The sequence below is a fragment of the Sphingomonas beigongshangi genome (assembly GCF_016820445.1).
Lineage (GTDB): Bacteria > Pseudomonadota > Alphaproteobacteria > Sphingomonadales > Sphingomonadaceae > Sphingomonas > Sphingomonas beigongshangi.
This window is the reverse complement of record NZ_JADHDT010000003.1, coordinates 328,522-348,029: the sequence shown is the minus strand read 5'-3', so window position 1 is coordinate 348,029 and position 19,508 is coordinate 328,522. Positions and strand designations below refer to the sequence as shown.

The following is a 19,508-nucleotide window of genomic DNA, read 5'->3' as shown; positions in this document are numbered from 1 at the left end:
CCCGTTCAGAAGCGGAACCGGATACCGAGCGAGTAGCTGCGCTCGAGATACAGGACCTGGCGAAGGTAGCTGTCCCCCGTATCGTACTGGCGGGATCGCTGGATCGGGTTGCCGAGAAGGTTCACGATGTCGAAGGCCAATGTGATGTTCGGCACCGGCGTGACCGACGTCGAGAAGTCGAGCTGGCCGCGGCCTTCCTCGATCGTCGGATGCGCGATCGGGTCGAACGTCTCGAACGTATAGTAAGAGACGAAGCGCGAGCGATAGTTATAGGCGAGGCGCGCCGAGAATTGCGGCTTCTCGTACAGCGCGACGATGTTGTACGCCCATTTCGATACGCCCGGGAACGCCTGTTGCTGGTTGTTGTACGATGCGGCGAAGTTGGGCTGCAGGTCGCCCTTGGCATCGATGTACGTACCGTTCGCCTGGATGCCGAAGCCGCGTGCCCAATCGGGCAGCCCGGCGATGTCGAGGAAGCTGGTGAACTGCACCTCCGCGCCCTGCAGGCGGGTGCGGCCGAGGTTGACCGGCTGGTCGATCGCGATCAGGCCATAGGTCGGGTCGCGGAAGACGTTGTTGACGGTGGCGAGGAAGCCCTTGACGTCGTGCCGGAACACCGCCGCGCTGAAGAAGCCCGAGCGCGAGAAGTAATATTCGAGGCTCGCGTCATAGTTGTTCGACACCAGCGGCTGCAGGTTGGGATTGCCCTGCGATCCGCCGCGGGCACAGTTGCGGCTGTTGTACGTTGCGCTGGTCGGATCGAGGCAGGGGCTGCCGGCCGGGAAGGTCGGCGGCGTGCCAAGCGACAGGTTCGGCCGCAGGTCGATGAAGTTCGGGCGCGTACGCGTCTTGGTATAGGCCAGCCGCATCTGCAGCCCGTCGCTGAATGCGATGCGCGCGCTGCCGTTGGGCAGATAGTCCGTATATTCGTTGGTCGCGGTGTTCGGCGACACGACGCCAGCGATGTTCTGCTGCGCCAGGATGCGATCCTTCGTCTTCACCACGCGGAGGCCCGCGAGGCCGTCGATCGTGATTCCGCCGAGATCGAAGCCGTATTTCAGCTGGCCATAGGCGGCATAGGACTTCTCGTTCGCCCGGAACTGCTGCGTCGGATCGAAGGCGACCGTACCCGCCGGCTCGAGGAAGAACGCCCGCAGCGCGGCGAGGTTGTTGCGGATGCTGTCGCGGGTAATCGCCGCATAGGCGACGTTCGGCTGGCCGTTGTTATAGGTGAAGCCGGGCAGCGTGGTGCGAACGTCCGCGCCGGGCAGCGAGGTCAGCGGGATCTGGCGATCCTCGAAGAACACCGGCCCGGTCGTCGCCGTGCCGGGAACGGCGACGTTGTTGTAGATGTTGCCGAAATCACGGCTGGCGTCGCGATCGTCGTAGCGGACGCCGAACTGCAGCCGCTTAAGGAAGCCGGTGTCGAAATCATAGGACAGGTCGGCGCGCGACTGCCAGTCCTTGCCGCTGACCACGGTCAGTTCCTGGTAGAGACCGCGGGCGACGAAGTTCGCCGGATCGGCGATCGAATAGTTGACGAACGTCTGCGACGGACCGCCGTCTAGGCTGTTCGGCAGGTTGAAATAGGAGACATGGGTCGGCGAGCCGCGGGTCGCGTAGTCGACGTTGACCAGGTCGGCGGTATAGGTGCTGTCCGTGTAGGCGACGTCGCCGGAAATGGTCAGGCGATCACGCTTCCAGTTGAAGCCGGCACCGCCCTGGTAGGTGTCGGTCGCACCGTTGAACGAGCCCGTGTACCCGTCGGGGCGCACGGCTCCGGTGACGGTGGCGGACGAAATCTGGTTGGTGCCCGGGATGGTGGTGATGTTCGACAGGGTTATCCCGCCGAAGTTCGGGATGAACATCCAGCGGTTGTAGTCTTTCGAGCGGAAGCCCTGGTACAGACCGTCGGCGTAGATTTCGAGATCAGGCGTCGGCTTCCACTGGAACGCGGCATTGGCCGAAGGGCGGTAGCGCGCGCCATAGCCCAGGAAATTCCCCTGCGCGTCGGGGAAGCGCAGACCTGCAGGCTGCCCCGGCGCGTTGTTCGCGTCGGTGGTGGCGATCACCACCGATTGCTCGCGCGACGAGTCCATGAAATTGATGCCGACGTACGAGGCGTTGAGCAGCAGCCCCATCTCGCCGATGCCGGTCTGCCAGCGGTCGCTGATCAGCAGATTGCCGTTGGGGACGATCCGTTCCGATTGCTGCGACAGCACGCCGTTGAGCGACCCCGACAGTTCGAAGCCGTTGAAGTCGAACGGCTTGCGGCCGCGCACGTTGATCTCGCCGGCGATGCCGCCCTCGATCTGGTTCGCGGTGCCCGATTTGTAGACTTCGAGCGCGGCGACGGTGCCGGCGGGGAAGTCCTGGATCTGAACGAACCGCCCCTCTGCCGTGAAGATCTGGCGGCCGTTATAGGTCGTGGTGAGATCGGGGAGGCCGCGTACCGTGACGCCCGCGGACTCGCCGCCGCCACGCGTCACGGCGACGCCAGCGACACGCTGCAGGGCCGACGAGGCGAAGGTGTCCGGCAGCTTGCCGATATCCTGCGCGACGACCGCATCGACGATGCCGTCGGACGTGCGCTTGATCGCCTGCGCCGACTCGAGGCTGCGGCGCAGGCCGGTAACGACGATGTCGCTGCCATCGGTCGGCGTCTGCTGTACCGAGTCGGCGGCGGCGGGGTCCGTGCTCTGGTCGGAGGCGACATCCGGCTTGGGCAGATCCTGCGCCCCGCTCTTGGTCTGCGCGACAGGCGTGCCGTCGGTCTGTGCGGCCGCGGGCAAGCATCCCAGCAGGGCCACCATGGCTACCGACGCGTGCAACATCCCCTTGGCGTTCATATCCCCTCCTATTGCCGCCGGTCGGTTGGTTCCGAAGGTCTGGCGGCGGTTTCGTAACGCGACCTGACGCATCTGCCAACCGCTATTTGTCTGATTAGTTATAAAGTTCGCACTTCTGCCCTTGTCTTGGCCGGGGCATGCCGCGATGATGGAGCCGCCCCGGAGAATGGGCGGGCGGCACGCGCCGCAAGAGGGAGAGGGAGAAGCGATGAGGCAATTACCGGTCGCGGATATCGTATATTCCAAGCGTCTTACGGCGGTGTCCTCGCGCTGCGGCCTGGATGCGGTGCCGTTTTGCATTCTGTCGATGGTCCAGGCGAACACGCCGTTTGGCGGCCTTTCGTACGGTGCCGACGCCGCCCGACGCACCATTTATCTTGCCTGACAAGCCGACTCGCCGGTCCATCGTTGGTCCGGCTGGCGGGTCGTCCCGCGTAACAGGAGCTTCATCATGAAACCGTTTTATACGCTGCTTCTCGCATCCGCCGCGGTGCTTGCCGCAACGCCGGCGTCGGCGCGCGAGCGCTGGAGCGCGGCGCAGGCGAACGCCTGGTATGCGCGCCAGCCATGGCTAGTCGGATCCAATTACGCGCCGGCCAGCGCGATCAACCAGCTGGAGATGTGGCAGGCGCAGACCTGGGATCCGAAGCGCATCGACAGCGAATTCGCGCTGGCACAGGGCATCGGCATGAACACGATGCGCGTGTTCCTGCACGACCAGCTCTGGGCGCAGGATCCGGAAGGGTTCAAACGGCGGATCGACGAATTCCTGACCATCGCGCACCGCCATGGCATCCGACCGCTGTTCGTGCTGTTCGACAGCTGCTGGGATCCCGACCCGAAGCTGGGGCCACAGCATCCGCCGATCCCCGGCGTCCACAACTCGGGCTGGGTGCAGGGACCCGGCATGGCGGGGCTGCGCGACCGGGCCGGCTGGCCGCGGTACAAGGCCTATGTCCAGGGCGTGATCGGCGCGTTCAAGGACGACGATCGTATCCTCGGCTGGGATCTGTGGAACGAGCCGGATAATCCCGCCGACCAGTACAAGGGACAGGAGGGCAAGGAGCCGCTCGTGCGCGCCATGCTGGCGCAGGTGTTCGACTGGGCGCGCGCGGCCGACCCCGCGCAACCCGTCACCTCCGGCGTCTGGTGGCACGATGACTGGTCGCCCGATGCGGGCAAGCAGACGCCGATGGAAAAGCTGCAGCTCGGCCAGTCCGACGTCATCACGTTCCACGATTATAACTGGCCCGAGATATTCGAGCGGCGCGTGCGGCAGCTGATGCCCTACGGTCGCCCGGTGATCTGCACCGAGTTCATGGCGCGCGGCAACGGATCGACGTTCGACACAGTGCTGCCGGTTGGCAAGCGGCTCAACGTCGGCATGATCAACTGGGGCTTCGTCGACGGCAGGACGCAGACACGGCTGCCATGGGACAGCTGGAAGAAGCCCTATACGATGGACGAGCCGACGGTCTGGTTCCACGAGGTGTTCCGCGCGGACGGCACGCCCTATCGCCAGGCGGAGACGGACCTGATCCGGCGACTGAGCGCGGCGCCGAAGGGCGTCGTGCCGCAGCCCGCTGTCGCGGCGGCGCCGGTCGCGGCCGCGCGACGCGGACGGCGCTGAGCCGGTGACCATGCGGCCGGCGCAGGCATGGGTGGCGGCGATCGCCGCGATGACGTCGGCGACCGGCTGGGCGGAGGAGCGCGCCGCCCCGACGACGCCGGTCGCGCCGGTCGCCATCGCGGGGGCGACGCTTTATCCCCGTGCCTTCGAGGTCAGGCAGAATGCGCGGTGGAAGGGGCGGCTGATGCTGGCGACGCTCGCCGGCATCCTCCAGAGCGGCGACGAGGGCCGCAGCTGGGCGCCGGTGTCGCCTATCCCGCAACCTGCGGGTACGACCGAACGCTGCTGCGGCGTGCTGTACGAAGTGCCGCGGCGCGTCGGCGACCTCGCCGCCGGCAGTTTCCTCTACGCGGCGACATACCATCTGGGGCGGCAGACGACGATCCGCGTCTATCGCAGCGACGACGGCACGCATTGGCGACCGCACAGCGAACTCGCTACGGGTGGGCCGATCGGCACGGGCGTGTGGGAGCCGCAGTTCGACGTGGCGCGCGACGGTGCGCTGGTGGTCTTCTGGTCCGACGAGACCGATCCGTGCTGCAGCCAGCGACTGCGCCGTGCGCGCAGCTATGACGGAGTGACCTGGCGCGACACGGGCGATCTGGTGCGTGGCCACCGGCAGGCGGATCGTCCCGGCATGGCGACGACCGCGCGGATGGCGGACGGACGGACCGCGATGACCTATGAGATCTGCGGACCGGGCCGATGCGCGGTGTATATCCGCTATTCGCGCGACGGCTGGGACTATGGCGATCCGCGCGACCCCGGTGTGCGGGTCCAAACCGCGGCAGGGCAATATCTGGCCCATGCGCCGACCGTCGCGGCAAGCGGCGACCGGCTGCTGGTGGTGGGGCAGATGGTCTTCGAAGCGGACGACAGCGTCTCGCCGCTCAACGGGCGGGTCGTGCTGGAGCAGCGCGGCGGACAGGGGCCGTGGCGGACGACCGCGGCACCGGTGCAGGTGCCAGCCGCCTACGACAATTACTGCCCCAATTATGCCAGCATGCTGGTGCCGCGCGACGGTGGCCGGACATTGATGGAGATCGCGTCGGCCTATGACGCGGAGCATCGCTGTCGCGCCTATCTGGGGAAGCGGGGGATGCGATGACGATAGGAACGATCACGGCACGGGTGGCGGCGATGCTAGGCGGGTGTCTGGCGCTCGCGGCCGTGGCGCAGACGCCGTCGCTGCCGCTGGCGGGGGACGTGGCGCCCGTGCACGATCCCGTCATCATTCGCGCGCCAGACGGCTATCACGTCTTCTCGACCGGGATCGGGCCGGACGGGCAGGGCATAATGTCCGCTCGCCGGTCGCGCGATCGCATCCACTGGGAGCGGGAGCGGCCGCCGTTCAGCGCCATGCCCGCATGGGCGGCAAAGGCGATTCCCGGCGCGAAGAACATGTGGGCGCCCGATATCAGCTACGTCGATGGTCGCTACCGCCTGTATTATGCCGTCTCCACCTTCGGGTCGAACCACTCGGCCATCGGTCTTGCCACCAGCCGCAGCCTGGACCCGAACGCGCCCGATTACGGCTGGCGCGACGAAGGCATGGTGGTGATGTCTACCCCCGCCGACGATTACAACGCGATCGACCCCGCCTTCCTGGCGGACGCGCAGGGGCGACAGTGGCTATCGCTCGGCAGCTTCTGGACGGGGCTCAAGCTGTTTCCGCTCGATCCGCATACCGGCAAGCTGCTCCACCCCGGCGCGAGGCCGATCGCGATCGCCCGGCGTCCGGTCCCAAGCGGCGCGCCGTCCATCGTCGAAGCGCCGTACATCTTCGCACATGGCGGCTGGTACTGGCTGATCGCGTCCTACGATTACTGCTGCAAGGGCGTGAACAGCACCTATTACAGCGTCATCGGCCGCTCGCGCCGCGTCGAGGGGCCGTATCTGGGCAAGGACGGCAGCGCGATGATGGCAGGTGGCGGCACCATCCTGCTCCGTGCCGACCTTCAGGAAAAGCAGCGGTTCCGCGGGCCGGGCCATGTCGGCCACGTCCGTGACGCGGACGGCACAGACTATATCGTCTACCACGCCTATGATCGCGAGCGAAACGGTGTGCCGACCCTGCGGCTGGCGCGCCTTCGCTGGGGCGCGGACGGCTGGCCCGTCGCCAGCGAAGAGGGAGAGGCACGATGACCATCGATACCGGGCGCCGTCTGTTCGTGGCAGGCGCGCTGACGTTGCTGGCGGAGCCGGCGCTCGCCGCAGCGGAGCCACGCCGCGAGACGTTTCCGGACCCGCTCGTCCGGCAGCGCGCCGATGCGCAGGTGTTCCGACACACCGACGGCTGGTATTACATGACCGCCTCGGTCCCCGAATACGACCGGCTCGTGCTGCGCCGCGCGCGATCGATCGCCGGCCTGTCCACCGCGAGCGAGACGGTGCTGTGGCGGCATCCAGCCAGCGGGCCGATGTCGGGGTTCATCTGGGCGCCCGAACTGCATCTGATCGACGGGCACTGGATCATGTACTTCGCCGCCGGGCCGAGCGGCGGCGGCGCGGACGTCTTCCGCATCCGTACCTTCGCGTTGCGCTGCGATGGTCCCGATCCGATGACCGGGCGCTGGTCGGAACTGGGTCAGTTGCAGACCCCATGGGACAGTTTCACGCTCGACTCGACGAGCTTCGTCCATCGCGGAACCCGCTATCTCGCCTGGGCGCAGCGGGAGCCCGGCATCGACACCAACAGTAACATCTACCTCGCACCGCTCGCGACGCCACTGACGCTGGCGGCCCCACCCGCGCGGCTGACCGTCCCGATGCTGCCCTGGGAGATACGCGGCTACAAGGTCGCGGAGGCACCGGCCCTGCTCGCGCATGGCGGCAAGCTGTTCCTGACCTATTCGGCGAGTGCGACCGACGCGCGCTATTGCATGGGAATGCTGACCGCCGATGGGGACAGCAACATCATGGATCCGGCGAGCTGGGCGAAGTCGCAGCAGCCGGTGTTCCAGACTTCGGTCGCGAACCGGCGCTTCGGTCCCGGCCACAACAGCTTCACCGTGGATGAACATGGTCGCGACGTGCTGATCTATCACGCGCGCGATTACGACAAGATCGTCGGCGATCCGCTGTTCGATCCCAACCGGCATACGCGTGCGCAGTATTTCAGCTACCGTGCCGACGGCAGCCCGGACTTCGGCGTTCCCGGCGCGAGGGTCTGACACAATAGGAGTTGCGAGGAACGCTCGGCGGGAGCGACGCATATAGCGTCCGGACCAGCTAGCGTCCGGACCAGCCGCTGGCGGGACCCGTGCGGCCCGGCCTATCCCGGCAAGGGGCAGGATTCCGGACGCGTGGTGGGTAGGGCACGATCGCCGCGCAGGTCGGCCCCGCTGCGGACGGTCGGCTCCGCGCCTTCGCCCAGGCCGCGCCACAGCGCTGCGTTGAACGCGGCCGTGTCGAGATGGTCCTCCGTCCTGAAATCCTGCCCGCGCATCGCCGCCGTCCACCATCCGGCGGTCCGTCCGGGGCAGCCGACCGTCGCCGCCACGCGCGCGGCGAAGCGATCGGAGGGGATCGGCAGCTTCGTCGCGCGCAGCACGTCCGCCGCCTCGGCGCGGTAGGTCCATGCGGTCTGCGCCGGGTCGAAGAGATCCGCCATCGGCATGGCGAGCGCATCGTTGAGGCCGAGCGGTCTCAGTCCCAGGACAGCCTCGATCGTCCGCAGCATGTTGACCGTCGTATAGCGGGTCGAGACCAGCGCGCGCTGGCGGACATAGGGCCCGACGACGAACGCCACGCTGCGCCGGGCATCGACATGGTCCGCGCCATTCTGCGCATCGTCTTCGATCACGAACACGAGGGTCGAGCCTGCCGCCCGGCTATGCGCGATCCGCTCCACCACCATGCCCAGCGCATAGTCATTGTCGGCCATCTGCGTCTCGACGGTGTCGACGCCGTCCACCGCGTCCTTGAAATCGCCGAAATGATCGTGACTGAGGCGCAGCAGCGTCAGCGCGGGAAGCGTGCCGGCCGTATCGGCGGCGTCGAATTCGCGCTGCCACTCCAGCACGCGCCAGTAATCGGCGAGTTTCTGGTCGAAGCCGCGGAAATACGGATCGCTGCGGCTCGCGAGCAGGCGGTCGCCGGGCGTGTAGATGCGGCGGTGCTCCTTCCACGGTTCGCGTACCACAGGTACCGCGCCCGGTTCGCCGGTGTCGTAGATCGACGCATCGGAGAAGCCGTAGTTGCGCACGGTCAACCCCGCGCGGATGGCGGCGTCCCACAGGAACCCCTGTCCGGGCTTGTCGTCGTCTTCGGGGTCCGGCGCCGTCAGCAGCGCGGGCCCTGGCAGCAGGTCGGGGTCGCGGGAGAGCTTGGGGTTCGTCGCTAGTCGTTCGGCGGGCGTCTGCTGCGCGTAGACGAAGCGATCCGCCTCTTCCGCCTCATAGGCGAGGCCGCGCTGCGCGTAATTCACCGGCGCGGTCTTTTCGAGCAGGTCGGGCACGCGCGCCGCTGTCGACCAGGTCCAGCCGGTGCTCGACTGCTCGCCGGAGTCGTAGAAATTGTCGAGCGTGACGAACTGGCGCGCGAGCTGGTGATGGTTGGGGGACAATGCGCGGCCCAGGATCGCGAGATGCGGGTCGCCATTGCCGATCTCCAGGTCGCCGAGCACCTGGTCGTAGGTGCGGTTCTCCTTTATGATGAAGACGACGTGCTTGATCCGTGCGCGGATCGCCGCCATCCGCGCCTCGGCTGCGGCACGGTCCGCCCCGCCCGGCAGGCCGATATTGGCCGCCACCTGCAGCGTCGTTGCGGCAAGGACGGGATCCCGTGGCATTGGGAACTGCAGCAGTCCCGCTTTTTCCAGCTGGAAGATATATTGGTTGGCCGCGCCGCAGGCGTTCGGCTGTCCGCGGTAGATGGCGAGCTGCGGCGCGCAACCGTTCGGATTGGGGCCCGGCGGGCTCTTGCGGTTCACGACGAAGACGCGCGCGCCATCGGCGCTGGTCGCGACCGCGCTGGGATACCAGCCGGTCGGGACGAGGCCCGTGACGGCCCCGCCGCCCGCCGAAGGCGCGACCACCGCCACCGCATTGATGCCGCCGAGCGTGACGAGCAGCCGTCCGTCCGGCAATTGCGCGAGGCCGTTGGGATTGAGCCCCTTGCCGAGCGCGGGTGCCGCCAGCGCGGCGGGCAGCGTCAGGCGCGGCTCGGCGGCGAGGCGCCCCGCGGCGAGGTCGACGATCGCGAGCCGATCGGCATTGTCCTCGGTCGCGAACAGGCGGTGCTGTCGCTTGTCGATCAGCAGCGCGGTGGGCGCGCCGAGCGTCGCGACGCGCGCGGTCACGCGAACGCCTGCGTCGCCGACCGACAGTGCCACGAGCTGGCGGTCGCGCGGCGCGGATACCCAGGCGTGGCCCGTATCGGTCCAGGCGATCGCAAAGGGGTTTTCGCCGCCGGCGACCCCGCTCTGGCTCGGGTCGATCTTGCCGGGACGCAGATCCTGCTCCGCGACGACACGGCGCGCGGCGAGGTCGACCAAGCTGACCGAATCGTTGTAATAATTGGCGACGAGGGCGCGGCGCCCGTCCGGGCTGACCGCGACGCCCGCCGCCTGCGGCTTGACGTCCGCGCCGAGCCCGACAGCATGGCCGAGGGGGATCGTTCCGGCCGCCGCGAAGGTCGCGCCGCGACGAGCGAACAGGTGCAACGTATCGTCCACGCCCCCGCCGACGACGAATCCACCGCCGTCCGGGCGCCAGGCGATCCCGCCGAAGCTGTTGGGCACCTGCAGCGACTGGATCAACCGGCTGCCACGCGCATCGATCCGGTAGCGCAGCACGAACTGCGTCGACTGCGCGGCGACGACCTTGCCATCGGGCCCGTTGAAGCGATTGAAGCCGCTCGTCAGCACCAGCATCTCGCGCCGGTCGGGACTGACCGCAATCGCCGCCGCGCCGTCGGCCACGGTTGCGGGCTGGGGACCCGCATGAGTCACCAGCGGCTCGAATCGCGCGCCGGGCGCCGCGGTGGGCGTCAGTCGCTGGCCCGTCGGCAGCGCCTGTCCGCTGGAATCCTGCAAGGGCGAAGAAGCGGCAACGCCGGGTGCGGCGACAAGGACGAGGGCGCAAAACAGACGCAAGGCAGGCCTCCAATGGACAAGATGCCGCGATAGCGATGGTATATGACAGATCGCCGACTGGGCGCAGCGGGTTTTGACCATCTGTTGCCGATACTGAGAGCGCTATCATTGTTCGTCCTCGCCGACTATCGTCGGTCGAAACGGCGACGGGGCCAGCTCTTTGGCGACCGCGTGGCGAGTCGCTCGGGTGAACCGTGGAGCGGGAGGGGACGATGAGGATAGGGTTTCGCGCGGCGATGCTGGCCTGCGCAATGCTGTGGGCGGCACCGAGCGCGGCGCAGCAGGAGCGGGCGGTGACTGTCGACCTGGCGCGCCCAGGTGCACCGCTCGACCGGGCGTTCGACCTGTCGGTCGGCTCCGACTTCGCGGGCACCCTGTCGCGTGCCGACAGCCTGGCGCAGCTGCGCGTCGCGGTGGACGAGCTCGGCTTTCGTTATGTCCGCTTCCACGCTCCGTTCCACGACGCGCTCGGCACGGTGAAGCGGCAGGACGGGCGGATCGTCTACGACTGGCGCGGCCTGGACCGGCTGTTCGACGCCTTGCGCGCGCGGCGTATCCGCCCGTTCGTCGAACTCGGCTTCACGCCCGATGCGATCAAGACGTCGGACCAGACGATCTTCTACTGGAAGGGGAATACCTCCCATCCGCAGCCCGAGGCATGGCGTGCGCTGGTCGACGCGTTCGTCCGCCACATGCGCGCACGCTACGGCGCGGACGAGGTGCGGCGCTGGTATTTCGAAGTGTGGAACGAGCCCAACCTTGCCGGCTTCTGGGAGAAGGCGGACAAGGAAGCCTATTTCCAGCTGTACGAGGCGAGCGCCCGCGCGATCAAGGCGATCGACCAGGCCCTGAAGGTCGGCGGACCCGCGACGGCCGGGGCCGCCTGGGTGCCGGACCTGCTGGCGCGGACGGCCGCGCGCGACATCCCGATCGATTTCGTCACCACCCACACCTATGGCGTGGATGGCGGGTTCCTCGACGAAAAGGGGCAGGAGGATACCAAGCTGTCGGCCAGTCCGGATGCCGTGATCGGCGACGTGCGCCGGGTGCGCAGCGAGATCGACGCCACCCGCTACAAGGGGTTGCCGCTGTATTTCACCGAATGGAGCGCCAGTTACACCCCGCGCGATCCCGTCCACGACAGCTATATCAGCGCCGCCTATATCCTGCAGAAGCTGAGTTCCACACGCGGTTTGGCGCAGGGCATGAGCTATTGGACCTACAGCGACCTGTTCGAGGAGTCGGGGCCGCCGCCGACCCCGTTTCACGGCGGTTTCGGCTTGATGAACCGCGAGGGCATCCGCAAGCCGGCCTGGTTCGCCTATAAATATCTCCACGCGCTCACCGGCCGCGACGTGCCCATGGACGAGGCGCAGGCGATGGCCGCGACCGATGGCGTTCACACGGCCGTGCTCACCTGGGATTGGCGCCAGCCGCGACAGAACGTCAGCAATCGCCCGTTCTATACGAAGGTGTTGCCCGCCTTGCCCGACGCGCCGCGCTCCCTCCGCTTCACGGGCCTCAAACCGGGAAGCTACAGGCTGGCGTTGTACCGTACAGGCTTTCGCGCGAACGATCCGCAGACGCGTTGGCTGGAAATGGGATCGCCCACGACTTTGTCGCCGGCTCAACTCGCGGAACTGCAGGGGCTGACGCGCGACCTGCCGGAAGTGCAGCGCACCGTGACGGTCGGCGCCGACGGACGCTTTGTTTTGAGCGTGCCGCTGCGGAGCAACGACGTGGTGCTGGCGACGCTCGACCGTCTGCGCTGAGCCTGGGAGGGCCGCGGAGCCTGTCGGGCAGGGGCCGCGGGGGTTGATTCGTACGCCGTCGGCTGCCTATGCGCGAAAGCAACGGTCGCCCCGGGGGCGCGACACCGCGGCTTCGATGCCGCGGCGCGTGTCCTCGTGTTCGGCCATGCCATAGAGGGCGGACACGCTCGCAGGAGAGGCCATGTCATCGACGATCCAGGAACTCGACCGCCGCCGCGCCGCAGCGCGCCTGGGCGGGGGTGAGAAGCGCATCGCGGCGCAGCATGCCAAGGGCAAGCTGACCGCGCGCGAGCGTCTTGCCGTGCTGCTGGACGAGGGCAGCTTCGAAGAGGTCGACATGTTCGTCGAGCATAATTGCGTCGACTTCGGCATGGCGGACCAGGTGATACCGGGCGATGGCGTCGTCACCGGATCGGGCACGATCAACGGCCGGCTGGTCTTCGTGTTCAGCCAGGACTTCACCGTCTTCGGCGGCTCGCTGTCCGAGCGGCACGCGCAGAAGATCTGCAAGATCATGGACATGGCGATGAAGGTCGGGGCGCCCGTGATCGGCCTGAATGACTCGGGCGGCGCGCGCATCCAGGAGGGCGTGGCGAGCCTTGGCGGCTATGCCGAGGTGTTCCAGCGCAACGTGCTCGCATCGGGCGTGGTGCCGCAGCTCAGCCTGATCATGGGGCCGTGCGCGGGCGGCGCGGTGTACAGCCCCGCGATGACCGACTTCATCTTCATGGTGAAGGATTCGAGCTACATGTTCGTCACGGGCCCCGACGTGGTGAAGACGGTGACCAACGAGGTGGTGACGCAGGAGGCGCTGGGCGGCGCGGTGACGCACACCACCAAGACGAGCGTCGCCGACGTTGCGTTCGAAGACGATATCGAGGCGCTGCTCGCCGCCCGCGACTTCATCGACTTCCTGCCCGCCTCGAACCGCGAGCCCGTGCCCGAGCGGCCGACGGCGGATGCGTGGGACCGGATCGAGCCGAGCCTCGACACGCTCGTTCCGGCGAACGCCAACCAGCCCTACGATATGCACGAGCTGATCCGGAAGACCGTCGACGAGGGCGACTTCTTCGAGGTGCAGCCGGCGCATGCGGCGAACATCATCTGCGGCTTCGGCCGGATCGAGGGGCGCACCGTCGGTATCGTCGCCAACCAGCCGATGGTGCTGGCCGGCGTGCTCGACATCAATTCATCGAAGAAGGCGGCGCGCTTCGTGCGTTTCTGCGACGCCTTCGAGATCCCGATCGTGACCTTCGTCGACGTTCCCGGCTTCCTGCCCGGCACGGCGCAGGAGCATAACGGCATCATCAAGCACGGCGCCAAGCTGCTCTTCGCTTATGCCGAGGCGACCGTGCCCAAGATCACCGTGATCACGCGCAAGGCCTATGGCGGCGCCTATGACGTGATGGCGTCGAAGCATCTGCGCGGCGACCTCAACTACGCCTGGCCGACCGCCGAGATCGCGGTGATGGGCGCCAAGGGCGCGGTGGAGATCATCTTCCGCGGGCGGACGCCCGAGGAGATCGCCGAACGCACGGCGGAGTACGAAGCGCGCTTCGCCAACCCCTTCGTCGCGGCGAGCAAGGGGTTCATCGACGAGGTGATCCAGCCGCATTCCACCCGTCGCCGCATCGCGCTAGGCTTGCGCAAGCTGAAGAACAAGGCGCTGGAGAATCCGTGGAAAAAGCATGACAACATTCCGTTGTGAGCAACCCTCCTGCACATTATAAGGTCATGTGAAGGAGTGCGGCGATGCAGACGGAACGTGTGACCTTTCTGACAACCCCCGACCACAAGGCGGCGTTGGATGCCTTCGCGCGGGGGAGTGGCATGTCGGTGGGGCATCTCGTCCGCGAGGCGACCAGCCGGTACATGGCGGAAGGAGAGATCAGCGAAGAGGAGGAGCTCTCGCTGCTCGTCGACGAGCTGAACGTCGCCGTGCCGAAGATGGTAGCGGACATCGACGCGGCGATCCGCGCGATCGAAGAGTCCAATGCTCGCGTCGACGCGGTTCTCGCGGGAGAGGTCAAGCGCTCGTGAGCACGCTCGGAGATACCGTGAAGGCGGTGCGTGCCGTCCTGCTGTTGCAGGAGAAGCTCGCCGACCTGACGAAGACCGTCGAGCAGCAGGGCGCCAAGCTGTCGCAGATGGCAAATGCCCACGCGGACCTGCGAGACCGGGTCAGCCGCCTCGAAGGGGTGATCGAAGGCGCGGCGATGGCAACCCGCCAGCGGAGATTGGAAGAATGAACCTCGGTCGTCTCAACCATGTCGGCGTCGCGACGCCCTCGATCGCCAAGTCTGTCGAGACCTATCGCACCCTGCTCGGCGCCGCGGCGATCGGGGAGCCGTTCGATCTGCCGGCGCAGGGGGTGAAGGTGTGCTTCGTCGACGCGCCGAACACGCAGATCGAGCTAATCGAGCCTTATGACGATGCATCCCCGATCGCCGGCTTCCTGAAGAAGAACCCGGCGGGCGGGCAGCATCACGTCTGTTTCGAGGTGCCCGACATCCACGCCGCGGTCGCGCATCTGACGGCGAATGGCGCGACCGTGCTCGGCGAGCCCCGCATCGGTGCGCACGGCACACCGATCGTGTTTCTCCATCCGCGCGACATGGGCGGCATGCTGGTCGAACTGATGGAAAGCCCGGCGGAGGGGCGTCACGGCTGATCCCCTTGAACCGAAGCCGCGCGCGGTCCATGGCCCCGACAACGACGCGGGCGGGCACGGCTTTGCCGGCGAACCTTGGAGATAGGGAGAGGCGGATATGGCCGTCGATCAATTGCTGACCGAGCGGCGCGGCGACGTGCTCGTGCTGACGCTCAACCGGCCGGACCGCCTCAATGCGGCGCCGCCGTCGCTGTTCGAGGCGATCACCGCGGCGGTCGCCGACCTTGACGGTGCGCGTGCGATCCTGATCCAGGGCGCTGGTCGGGCTTTCTGTTCGGGCGCGGATGTCGGCATGGGGGCGCTCGGCAGCGAGGATCCCGGTGCCGCGACTCATGCCGCGCTGACCCAATCCTACAATCCCGCCATTCTTGCGATAGCTGGTGCAAAGGTGCCGGTCATCACCGCGGTGCGCGGGCCGGCCGCTGGTATCGGCTGCAGCCTGGCCCTCGCTGCCGATTTCTGCATCGCGAGCGAGAGCGCGTATTTCCTGCAGGCCTTCGTCAACATCGGTCTGGTCCCCGACGGCGGCGCGAGCTGGCTGCTGCCGCGCCTCGTCGGGCGGGCGCGGGCGGCTGAGATGATGCTGCTGGGCGAGCGCTTGCCGGCTGCGAAGGCGCTGGACTGGGGCATGATACACAAGGTCGTCGCCGACGACGCGCTCGACGACACCGCCCTCGCGCTCGCGACGCGTCTCGCGGCCGGTCCGACGGTCGCGCTCGGCGCCATTCGCCGCGGCCTGGCGGCCGCTCTCGAAACCGATCTCGCCACGGCGCTGGCGCGCGAGGCCGACGATCAGCGTGCGATGCGCGGCACCGCCGATGCGATGGAGGGCGGCATGGCCTTCCTGCAGAAGCGCACCCCCGCGTTCAGGGGAGCGTGACGTGACGGAGATCGAGACGAACCTGGGCGAGGACGCGGGCAGCACGCGCGCGCCTGCGGCACAGCCCGAGCCGACACCGCGCCCGACCCTCGCCGACTGGCAGGCTGCCGCTACCAGGGAGGTGAAGGGCAAGGACCTGACCTGGCACACGCCGGAGGGGATCGACGTCAAGCCGCTCTACACCGCGGCCGACACCGAGGGCTGGGACCCGGGCCTCCCTGGCTTCGCGCCGTTCACGCGCGGTGTTCGCGCGTCGATGTACGCGGGTCGGCCATGGACGATCCGCCAGTACGCCGGCTTCTCGACTGCGGAGGAGTCGAATGCCTTCTACCGTCGCAACCTCGCCGCGGGGCAGAAGGGCCTGTCTGTCGCCTTCGACCTCGCGACGCATCGCGGCTATGACAGCGACCACCCGCGCGTGACGGGCGACGTCGGCAAGGCCGGCGTCGCGATCGACAGCGTCGAGGACATGAAGATCCTGTTCGACGGCATCCCGCTCGACCGGATGTCGGTCTCCATGACGATGAACGGCGCGGTGATCCCGATCCTCGCCTTCTTCATCGTCGCTGGCGAGGAACAGGGCGTCGACCGCAAGCTGCTCGACGGGACCATCCAGAACGACATCCTCAAGGAGTTCATGGTCCGCAACACCTACATCTATCCGCCCGAGCCGAGCATGCGGATCATCTCGGACATCTTCGCCTATACGTCGCGCGAGATGCCGAAGTTCAACAGCATCTCGATCAGCGGCTATCACATGCAGGAGGCAGGGGCGACGCAGCTCCACGAGCTCGCCTTCACCATCGCCGACGGCATCGACTATGTGAAATACGGCGTGGCGTCGGGCCTCGACATCGACAAATTCGCCGGGCGGCTGAGCTTCTTCTTCGCGATCGGCATGAATTTCTTCATGGAGGTGGCGAAGCTGCGCGCCGCGCGGGTGCTGTGGCATCGGGCGATGACGCAGCTGGGCGCGAAGGACGAACGCTCCAAGATGCTGCGCACCCACTGCCAGACGAGCGGCGTGTCGCTGACCGAGCAGGACCCGTACAACAATGTCATGCGCACGACGATCGAGGCGATGGCGGCGATGCTGGGCGGCACCCAGTCGCTGCACACCAACGCGCTCGACGAGGCGATCGCGCTGCCTACCGACTTCTCCGCGCGCATCGCGCGCAACACGCAGATCGTGCTGCAGGAAGAGACGGGGATGACCAAGGTCGTCGACCCGCTCGGCGGCAGCTATTACGTCGAGAGCCTGACGAAGAGCCTGGTCGACGGCGCCTGGGCGATCATCGAGCGGGTTGAGCGCGAGGGCGGCATGGCCAAGGCGGTCGCCGCCGGCTGGCCCAAGGCGATGATCGAGGAGGCGGCGGCGGCGCGGGCGGCGCGGGTCGACCGGGGCGAGGACGTGATCGTCGGCGTCAACAAATACCGTCTCGCGGACGAGGCGCCGATCGACATTCTCGACGTCGACAATGTCGCGGTGCGCGAGGCGCAGATCCGCCGCATCGAACGCGTCAAGGCGACGCGCGACGAGGCCGCGTGCCAGCGTGCGCTCGATGCGCTGCGCGAAGGCGCGCGGGGCGGTGACAATCTGCTCGCGCTTGCGGTCGAAGCGGCGCGGGCGCGTGCGACGCTGGGCGAGATCTCGGCGGCGATGGAGGACGTGTTCGGCCGGTTCGGCACGCATCCCAAGCCCGTGAAGGGCGTCTATGGCGGCGCCTATACCGACGACGAGCGCTGGGCGCGGCTGGTGCGCGGCGTCGAGGCGACCGAGCGCCGGCTCGGGCGCAAGCCCCGTATGCTCGTCGCCAAGATGGGGCAGGACGGGCACGATCGCGGCGCCAATCTGGTCAGCTCCATGTTCGGCGACCTCGGCTTCGAGGTCGTGCCGGGACCGCTGTTCCAGACGCCGAAGGAAGCGAGCGCGCTGGCGCTGGAGAAGCAGGTCGACGTCGTCGGCGCCTCGAGCCTTGCGGCGGGCCACAAGACGCTGATCCCCGAGCTGATCGGCCACCTGAAGGATGCGGGCCGTCCCGACATCAAGGTGATCGCCGGCGGCGTCATTCCGGCGCAGGATTACCAGATGCTGCGGGATGCGGGCGTGCAGGCGATCTTCGGTCCCGGCACGAACCTGATCAAGGCGGCGGAGGACGTGCTGCGCCTGCTCGGCCACAACATGCCGCCCGAGGAGGAAGCCGCGTGATCGAGGCGGACGACGCGCCGGAGGGCGAGCTGCCGTTCGGCCGGTCCTATGATTTCTTCAAGCATGCGACCGGCATCGCGCTCGTTTCGCTGGGCGGCGTCTTCGCCTTCGCCGACGGACAGGGCACGAGGTTCGAGCACAAGCAGCTGATCGTCATTCTCGGCTTCATCGGCCTGGCCGGCGTCGTCAGCCTGTTGATGGCCTCCCACCTCGCCGGCCTCGAGGTGACGCCGCAACCGCGCGCCAAGGTTGCGCGGGCGATCCGTATCGCGCAAGCGGCCGTCAGCCTCCTGCTTTCGGGCGGGGTCGGCGCGTTCCTGTACAACTTCACACCGGCGATCCTGACATGACCCGTAACGACTGGACCCGCGACGAGATCGCAGCCTTGTTCGACCTCCCGTTCGACGAACTGATGTGGCAGGCGCAGGGCGTGCATCGCGCGCATCACGCGCCGAGCCAGGTGCAATTGTCGACCCTGTTGTCGATCAAGACCGGCGGCTGCCCGGAGGATTGCGGCTATTGCTCGCAATCGGTCAGCGCGGAGAGCGGCGTCAAGGCGACCAAGCTGATGGACGTGCGTGCCGTGCTGCAGAAGGCGGCGCAGGCGAAGGACAATGGCTCGACCCGCTTCTGCATGGGCGCGGCGTGGCGCAATCCCAAGGACCGCGACATGGACGCGATCGTCGCGATGGTCGAGGGTGTGCGCGCGATGGGCATGGAGACCTGCATGACGCTCGGCATGCTCGAGCCGCATCAGGCGCAGCGGCTCGCGGCGGCAGGGCTCGATTATTACAACCACAATATCGACACCTCGCCGGAGCGGTACGGCGACGTGATCACGACGCGCACCTTCCAGGAGCGGCTCGACACGCTCGACGCGGTGCGGTCGGCGGGGATCAACGTCTGCTGCGGTGGCATCGTCGGCATGGGCGAGACGCGCGAGGATCGCGTCGGCTTCATCCATGCGCTCGCCACCTTGCCCGAGCATCCCGGCAGCGTGCCGGTCAATGCGCTGGTGCCGGTGAAGGGCACGGTGCTCGGCGACATGCTGGCCGACACGCCGCTCGCCAAGATCGACGACATCGAGTTCGTCCGCACCGTCGCGGTGGCGCGCATCACCATGCCCGAAAGCATGGTGCGCCTGTCGGCGGGCCGCGAGAGCATGTCCGAGGCGACGCAGGCCCTGTGCTTCATGGCAGGCGCCAATTCGATCTTCACCGGCGACAAGCTGCTGACGGCGGGCAATGCCGGCGACGACAAGGACGCCGCGCTGTTCGCCAAGCTGGGCGTCACGCCGATGGCGGCGGAGTGCCGGCTGGCGGAGGCGGCGGAGTAAGTCCCCCCTCCCGCATGCGGGAGGGGCTAGGGGAGGGGCGTCCTCCCGACACCAGACAATGCCC

15 protein-coding genes and 1 pseudogene are annotated in these 19,508 nt (G+C 67.6%); 14 read left to right on the top strand and 2 right to left on the bottom strand.

Annotated features, from left to right (window positions below; translation table 11 throughout):
• Positions 1-5: 5 nt before the first annotated feature.
• Positions 6-2,849 (bottom strand): TonB-dependent receptor, encoded by a 2,844-nt coding sequence (locus tag IQ292_RS07545; protein WP_203309678.1) that lies wholly within the window; start codon positions 2,847-2,849, stop codon positions 6-8.
• A 208-nt stretch (positions 2,850-3,057) separates the two neighbouring features.
• On the opposite strand from IQ292_RS07545, the gene IQ292_RS07540 reads away from it, so the two are divergent.
• The 5 genes and pseudogenes from IQ292_RS07540 to IQ292_RS07520 form a co-directional block, all read left to right on the top strand.
• A complete protein-coding gene (locus tag IQ292_RS07540; RefSeq protein WP_203309677.1) occupies positions 3,058-3,234 on the top strand; it encodes a hypothetical protein in 177 nt (58 codons plus the stop codon).
• Positions 3,235-3,300: 66 nt separating this feature from the next.
• A complete protein-coding gene (locus IQ292_RS07535) occupies positions 3,301-4,479 on the top strand; it encodes a glycoside hydrolase 5 family protein (RefSeq protein ID WP_203309676.1) in 1,179 nt (392 codons plus the stop codon).
• Between the two features lie 4 nt (positions 4,480-4,483).
• A complete protein-coding gene (locus IQ292_RS07530) occupies positions 4,484-5,587 on the top strand; it encodes a sialidase family protein (protein ID WP_203309675.1) in 1,104 nt (367 codons plus the stop codon).
• Positions 5,584-6,624, top strand: a complete 1,041-nt coding sequence (locus IQ292_RS07525) for an arabinan endo-1,5-alpha-L-arabinosidase (RefSeq protein ID WP_203309674.1) — start codon at positions 5,584-5,586, stop codon at positions 6,622-6,624. The genes IQ292_RS07530 and IQ292_RS07525 overlap by 4 nt, the downstream gene beginning before the upstream one ends.
• A pseudogene (locus tag IQ292_RS07520) lies at positions 6,621-7,637 on the top strand (glycoside hydrolase family 43 protein); the annotation flags it as partial. The gene IQ292_RS07525 and the pseudogene IQ292_RS07520, both read left to right, overlap by 4 nt.
• Positions 7,638-7,753: 116 nt before the next feature.
• Here IQ292_RS07520 and IQ292_RS07515 read toward each other — a convergent pair.
• Positions 7,754-10,576 (bottom strand): bifunctional YncE family protein/alkaline phosphatase family protein, encoded by a 2,823-nt coding sequence (locus IQ292_RS07515; protein WP_238940881.1) that lies wholly within the window; start codon positions 10,574-10,576, stop codon positions 7,754-7,756.
• 212 nt (positions 10,577-10,788) lie between these two features.
• On the opposite strand from IQ292_RS07515, the gene IQ292_RS07510 reads away from it, so the two are divergent.
• The 9 genes from IQ292_RS07510 to bioB all read left to right on the top strand — a co-directional run bounded on the left by IQ292_RS07510 (position 10,789) and on the right by bioB (position 19,444).
• Positions 10,789-12,348 (top strand): GH39 family glycosyl hydrolase, encoded by a 1,560-nt coding sequence (locus tag IQ292_RS07510; RefSeq protein WP_203309672.1) that lies wholly within the window; start codon positions 10,789-10,791, stop codon positions 12,346-12,348.
• 181 nt (positions 12,349-12,529) lie between these two features.
• A complete protein-coding gene (locus tag IQ292_RS07505; RefSeq protein WP_203309671.1) occupies positions 12,530-14,056 on the top strand; it encodes an acyl-CoA carboxylase subunit beta in 1,527 nt (508 codons plus the stop codon).
• A gap of 44 nt (positions 14,057-14,100) precedes the next feature.
• Complete coding sequence (locus tag IQ292_RS07500; protein ID WP_203309670.1) at positions 14,101-14,388, top strand: hypothetical protein; 288 nt, start codon at positions 14,101-14,103, stop codon at positions 14,386-14,388.
• 17 nt (positions 14,389-14,405) lie between these two features.
• The gene (locus IQ292_RS07495) at positions 14,406-14,597 is read left to right on the top strand and encodes a hypothetical protein (protein WP_203309669.1); all 192 of its coding nucleotides are present in this window, start codon (positions 14,406-14,408) and stop codon (positions 14,595-14,597) included.
• Positions 14,594-15,019 carry a methylmalonyl-CoA epimerase gene (mce, locus tag IQ292_RS07490; RefSeq protein ID WP_203309668.1) on the top strand — a complete coding sequence of 142 codons (426 nt, stop codon included), beginning with the start codon at positions 14,594-14,596 and terminating at the stop codon, positions 15,017-15,019. The genes IQ292_RS07495 and mce overlap by 4 nt, the downstream gene beginning before the upstream one ends.
• 97 nt (positions 15,020-15,116) lie before the next feature.
• On the top strand, positions 15,117-15,899 hold the full coding sequence (locus IQ292_RS07485; protein WP_203309667.1) for an enoyl-CoA hydratase-related protein: 783 nt from the start codon (positions 15,117-15,119) through the stop codon (positions 15,897-15,899).
• A gap of 22 nt (positions 15,900-15,921) precedes the next feature.
• On the top strand, positions 15,922-18,108 hold the full coding sequence (scpA, locus tag IQ292_RS07480; RefSeq protein WP_203309730.1) for a methylmalonyl-CoA mutase: 2,187 nt from the start codon (positions 15,922-15,924) through the stop codon (positions 18,106-18,108).
• Positions 18,105-18,458 carry a hypothetical protein gene (locus IQ292_RS07475; protein ID WP_203309666.1) on the top strand — a complete coding sequence of 118 codons (354 nt, stop codon included), beginning with the start codon at positions 18,105-18,107 and terminating at the stop codon, positions 18,456-18,458. Before scpA ends, IQ292_RS07475 begins: the two co-directional genes overlap by 4 nt.
• Positions 18,455-19,444 (top strand): biotin synthase BioB, encoded by a 990-nt coding sequence (gene bioB / locus IQ292_RS07470; protein ID WP_203309665.1) that lies wholly within the window; start codon positions 18,455-18,457, stop codon positions 19,442-19,444. The genes IQ292_RS07475 and bioB overlap by 4 nt, the downstream gene beginning before the upstream one ends.
• Positions 19,445-19,508 lie beyond the last annotated feature (64 nt).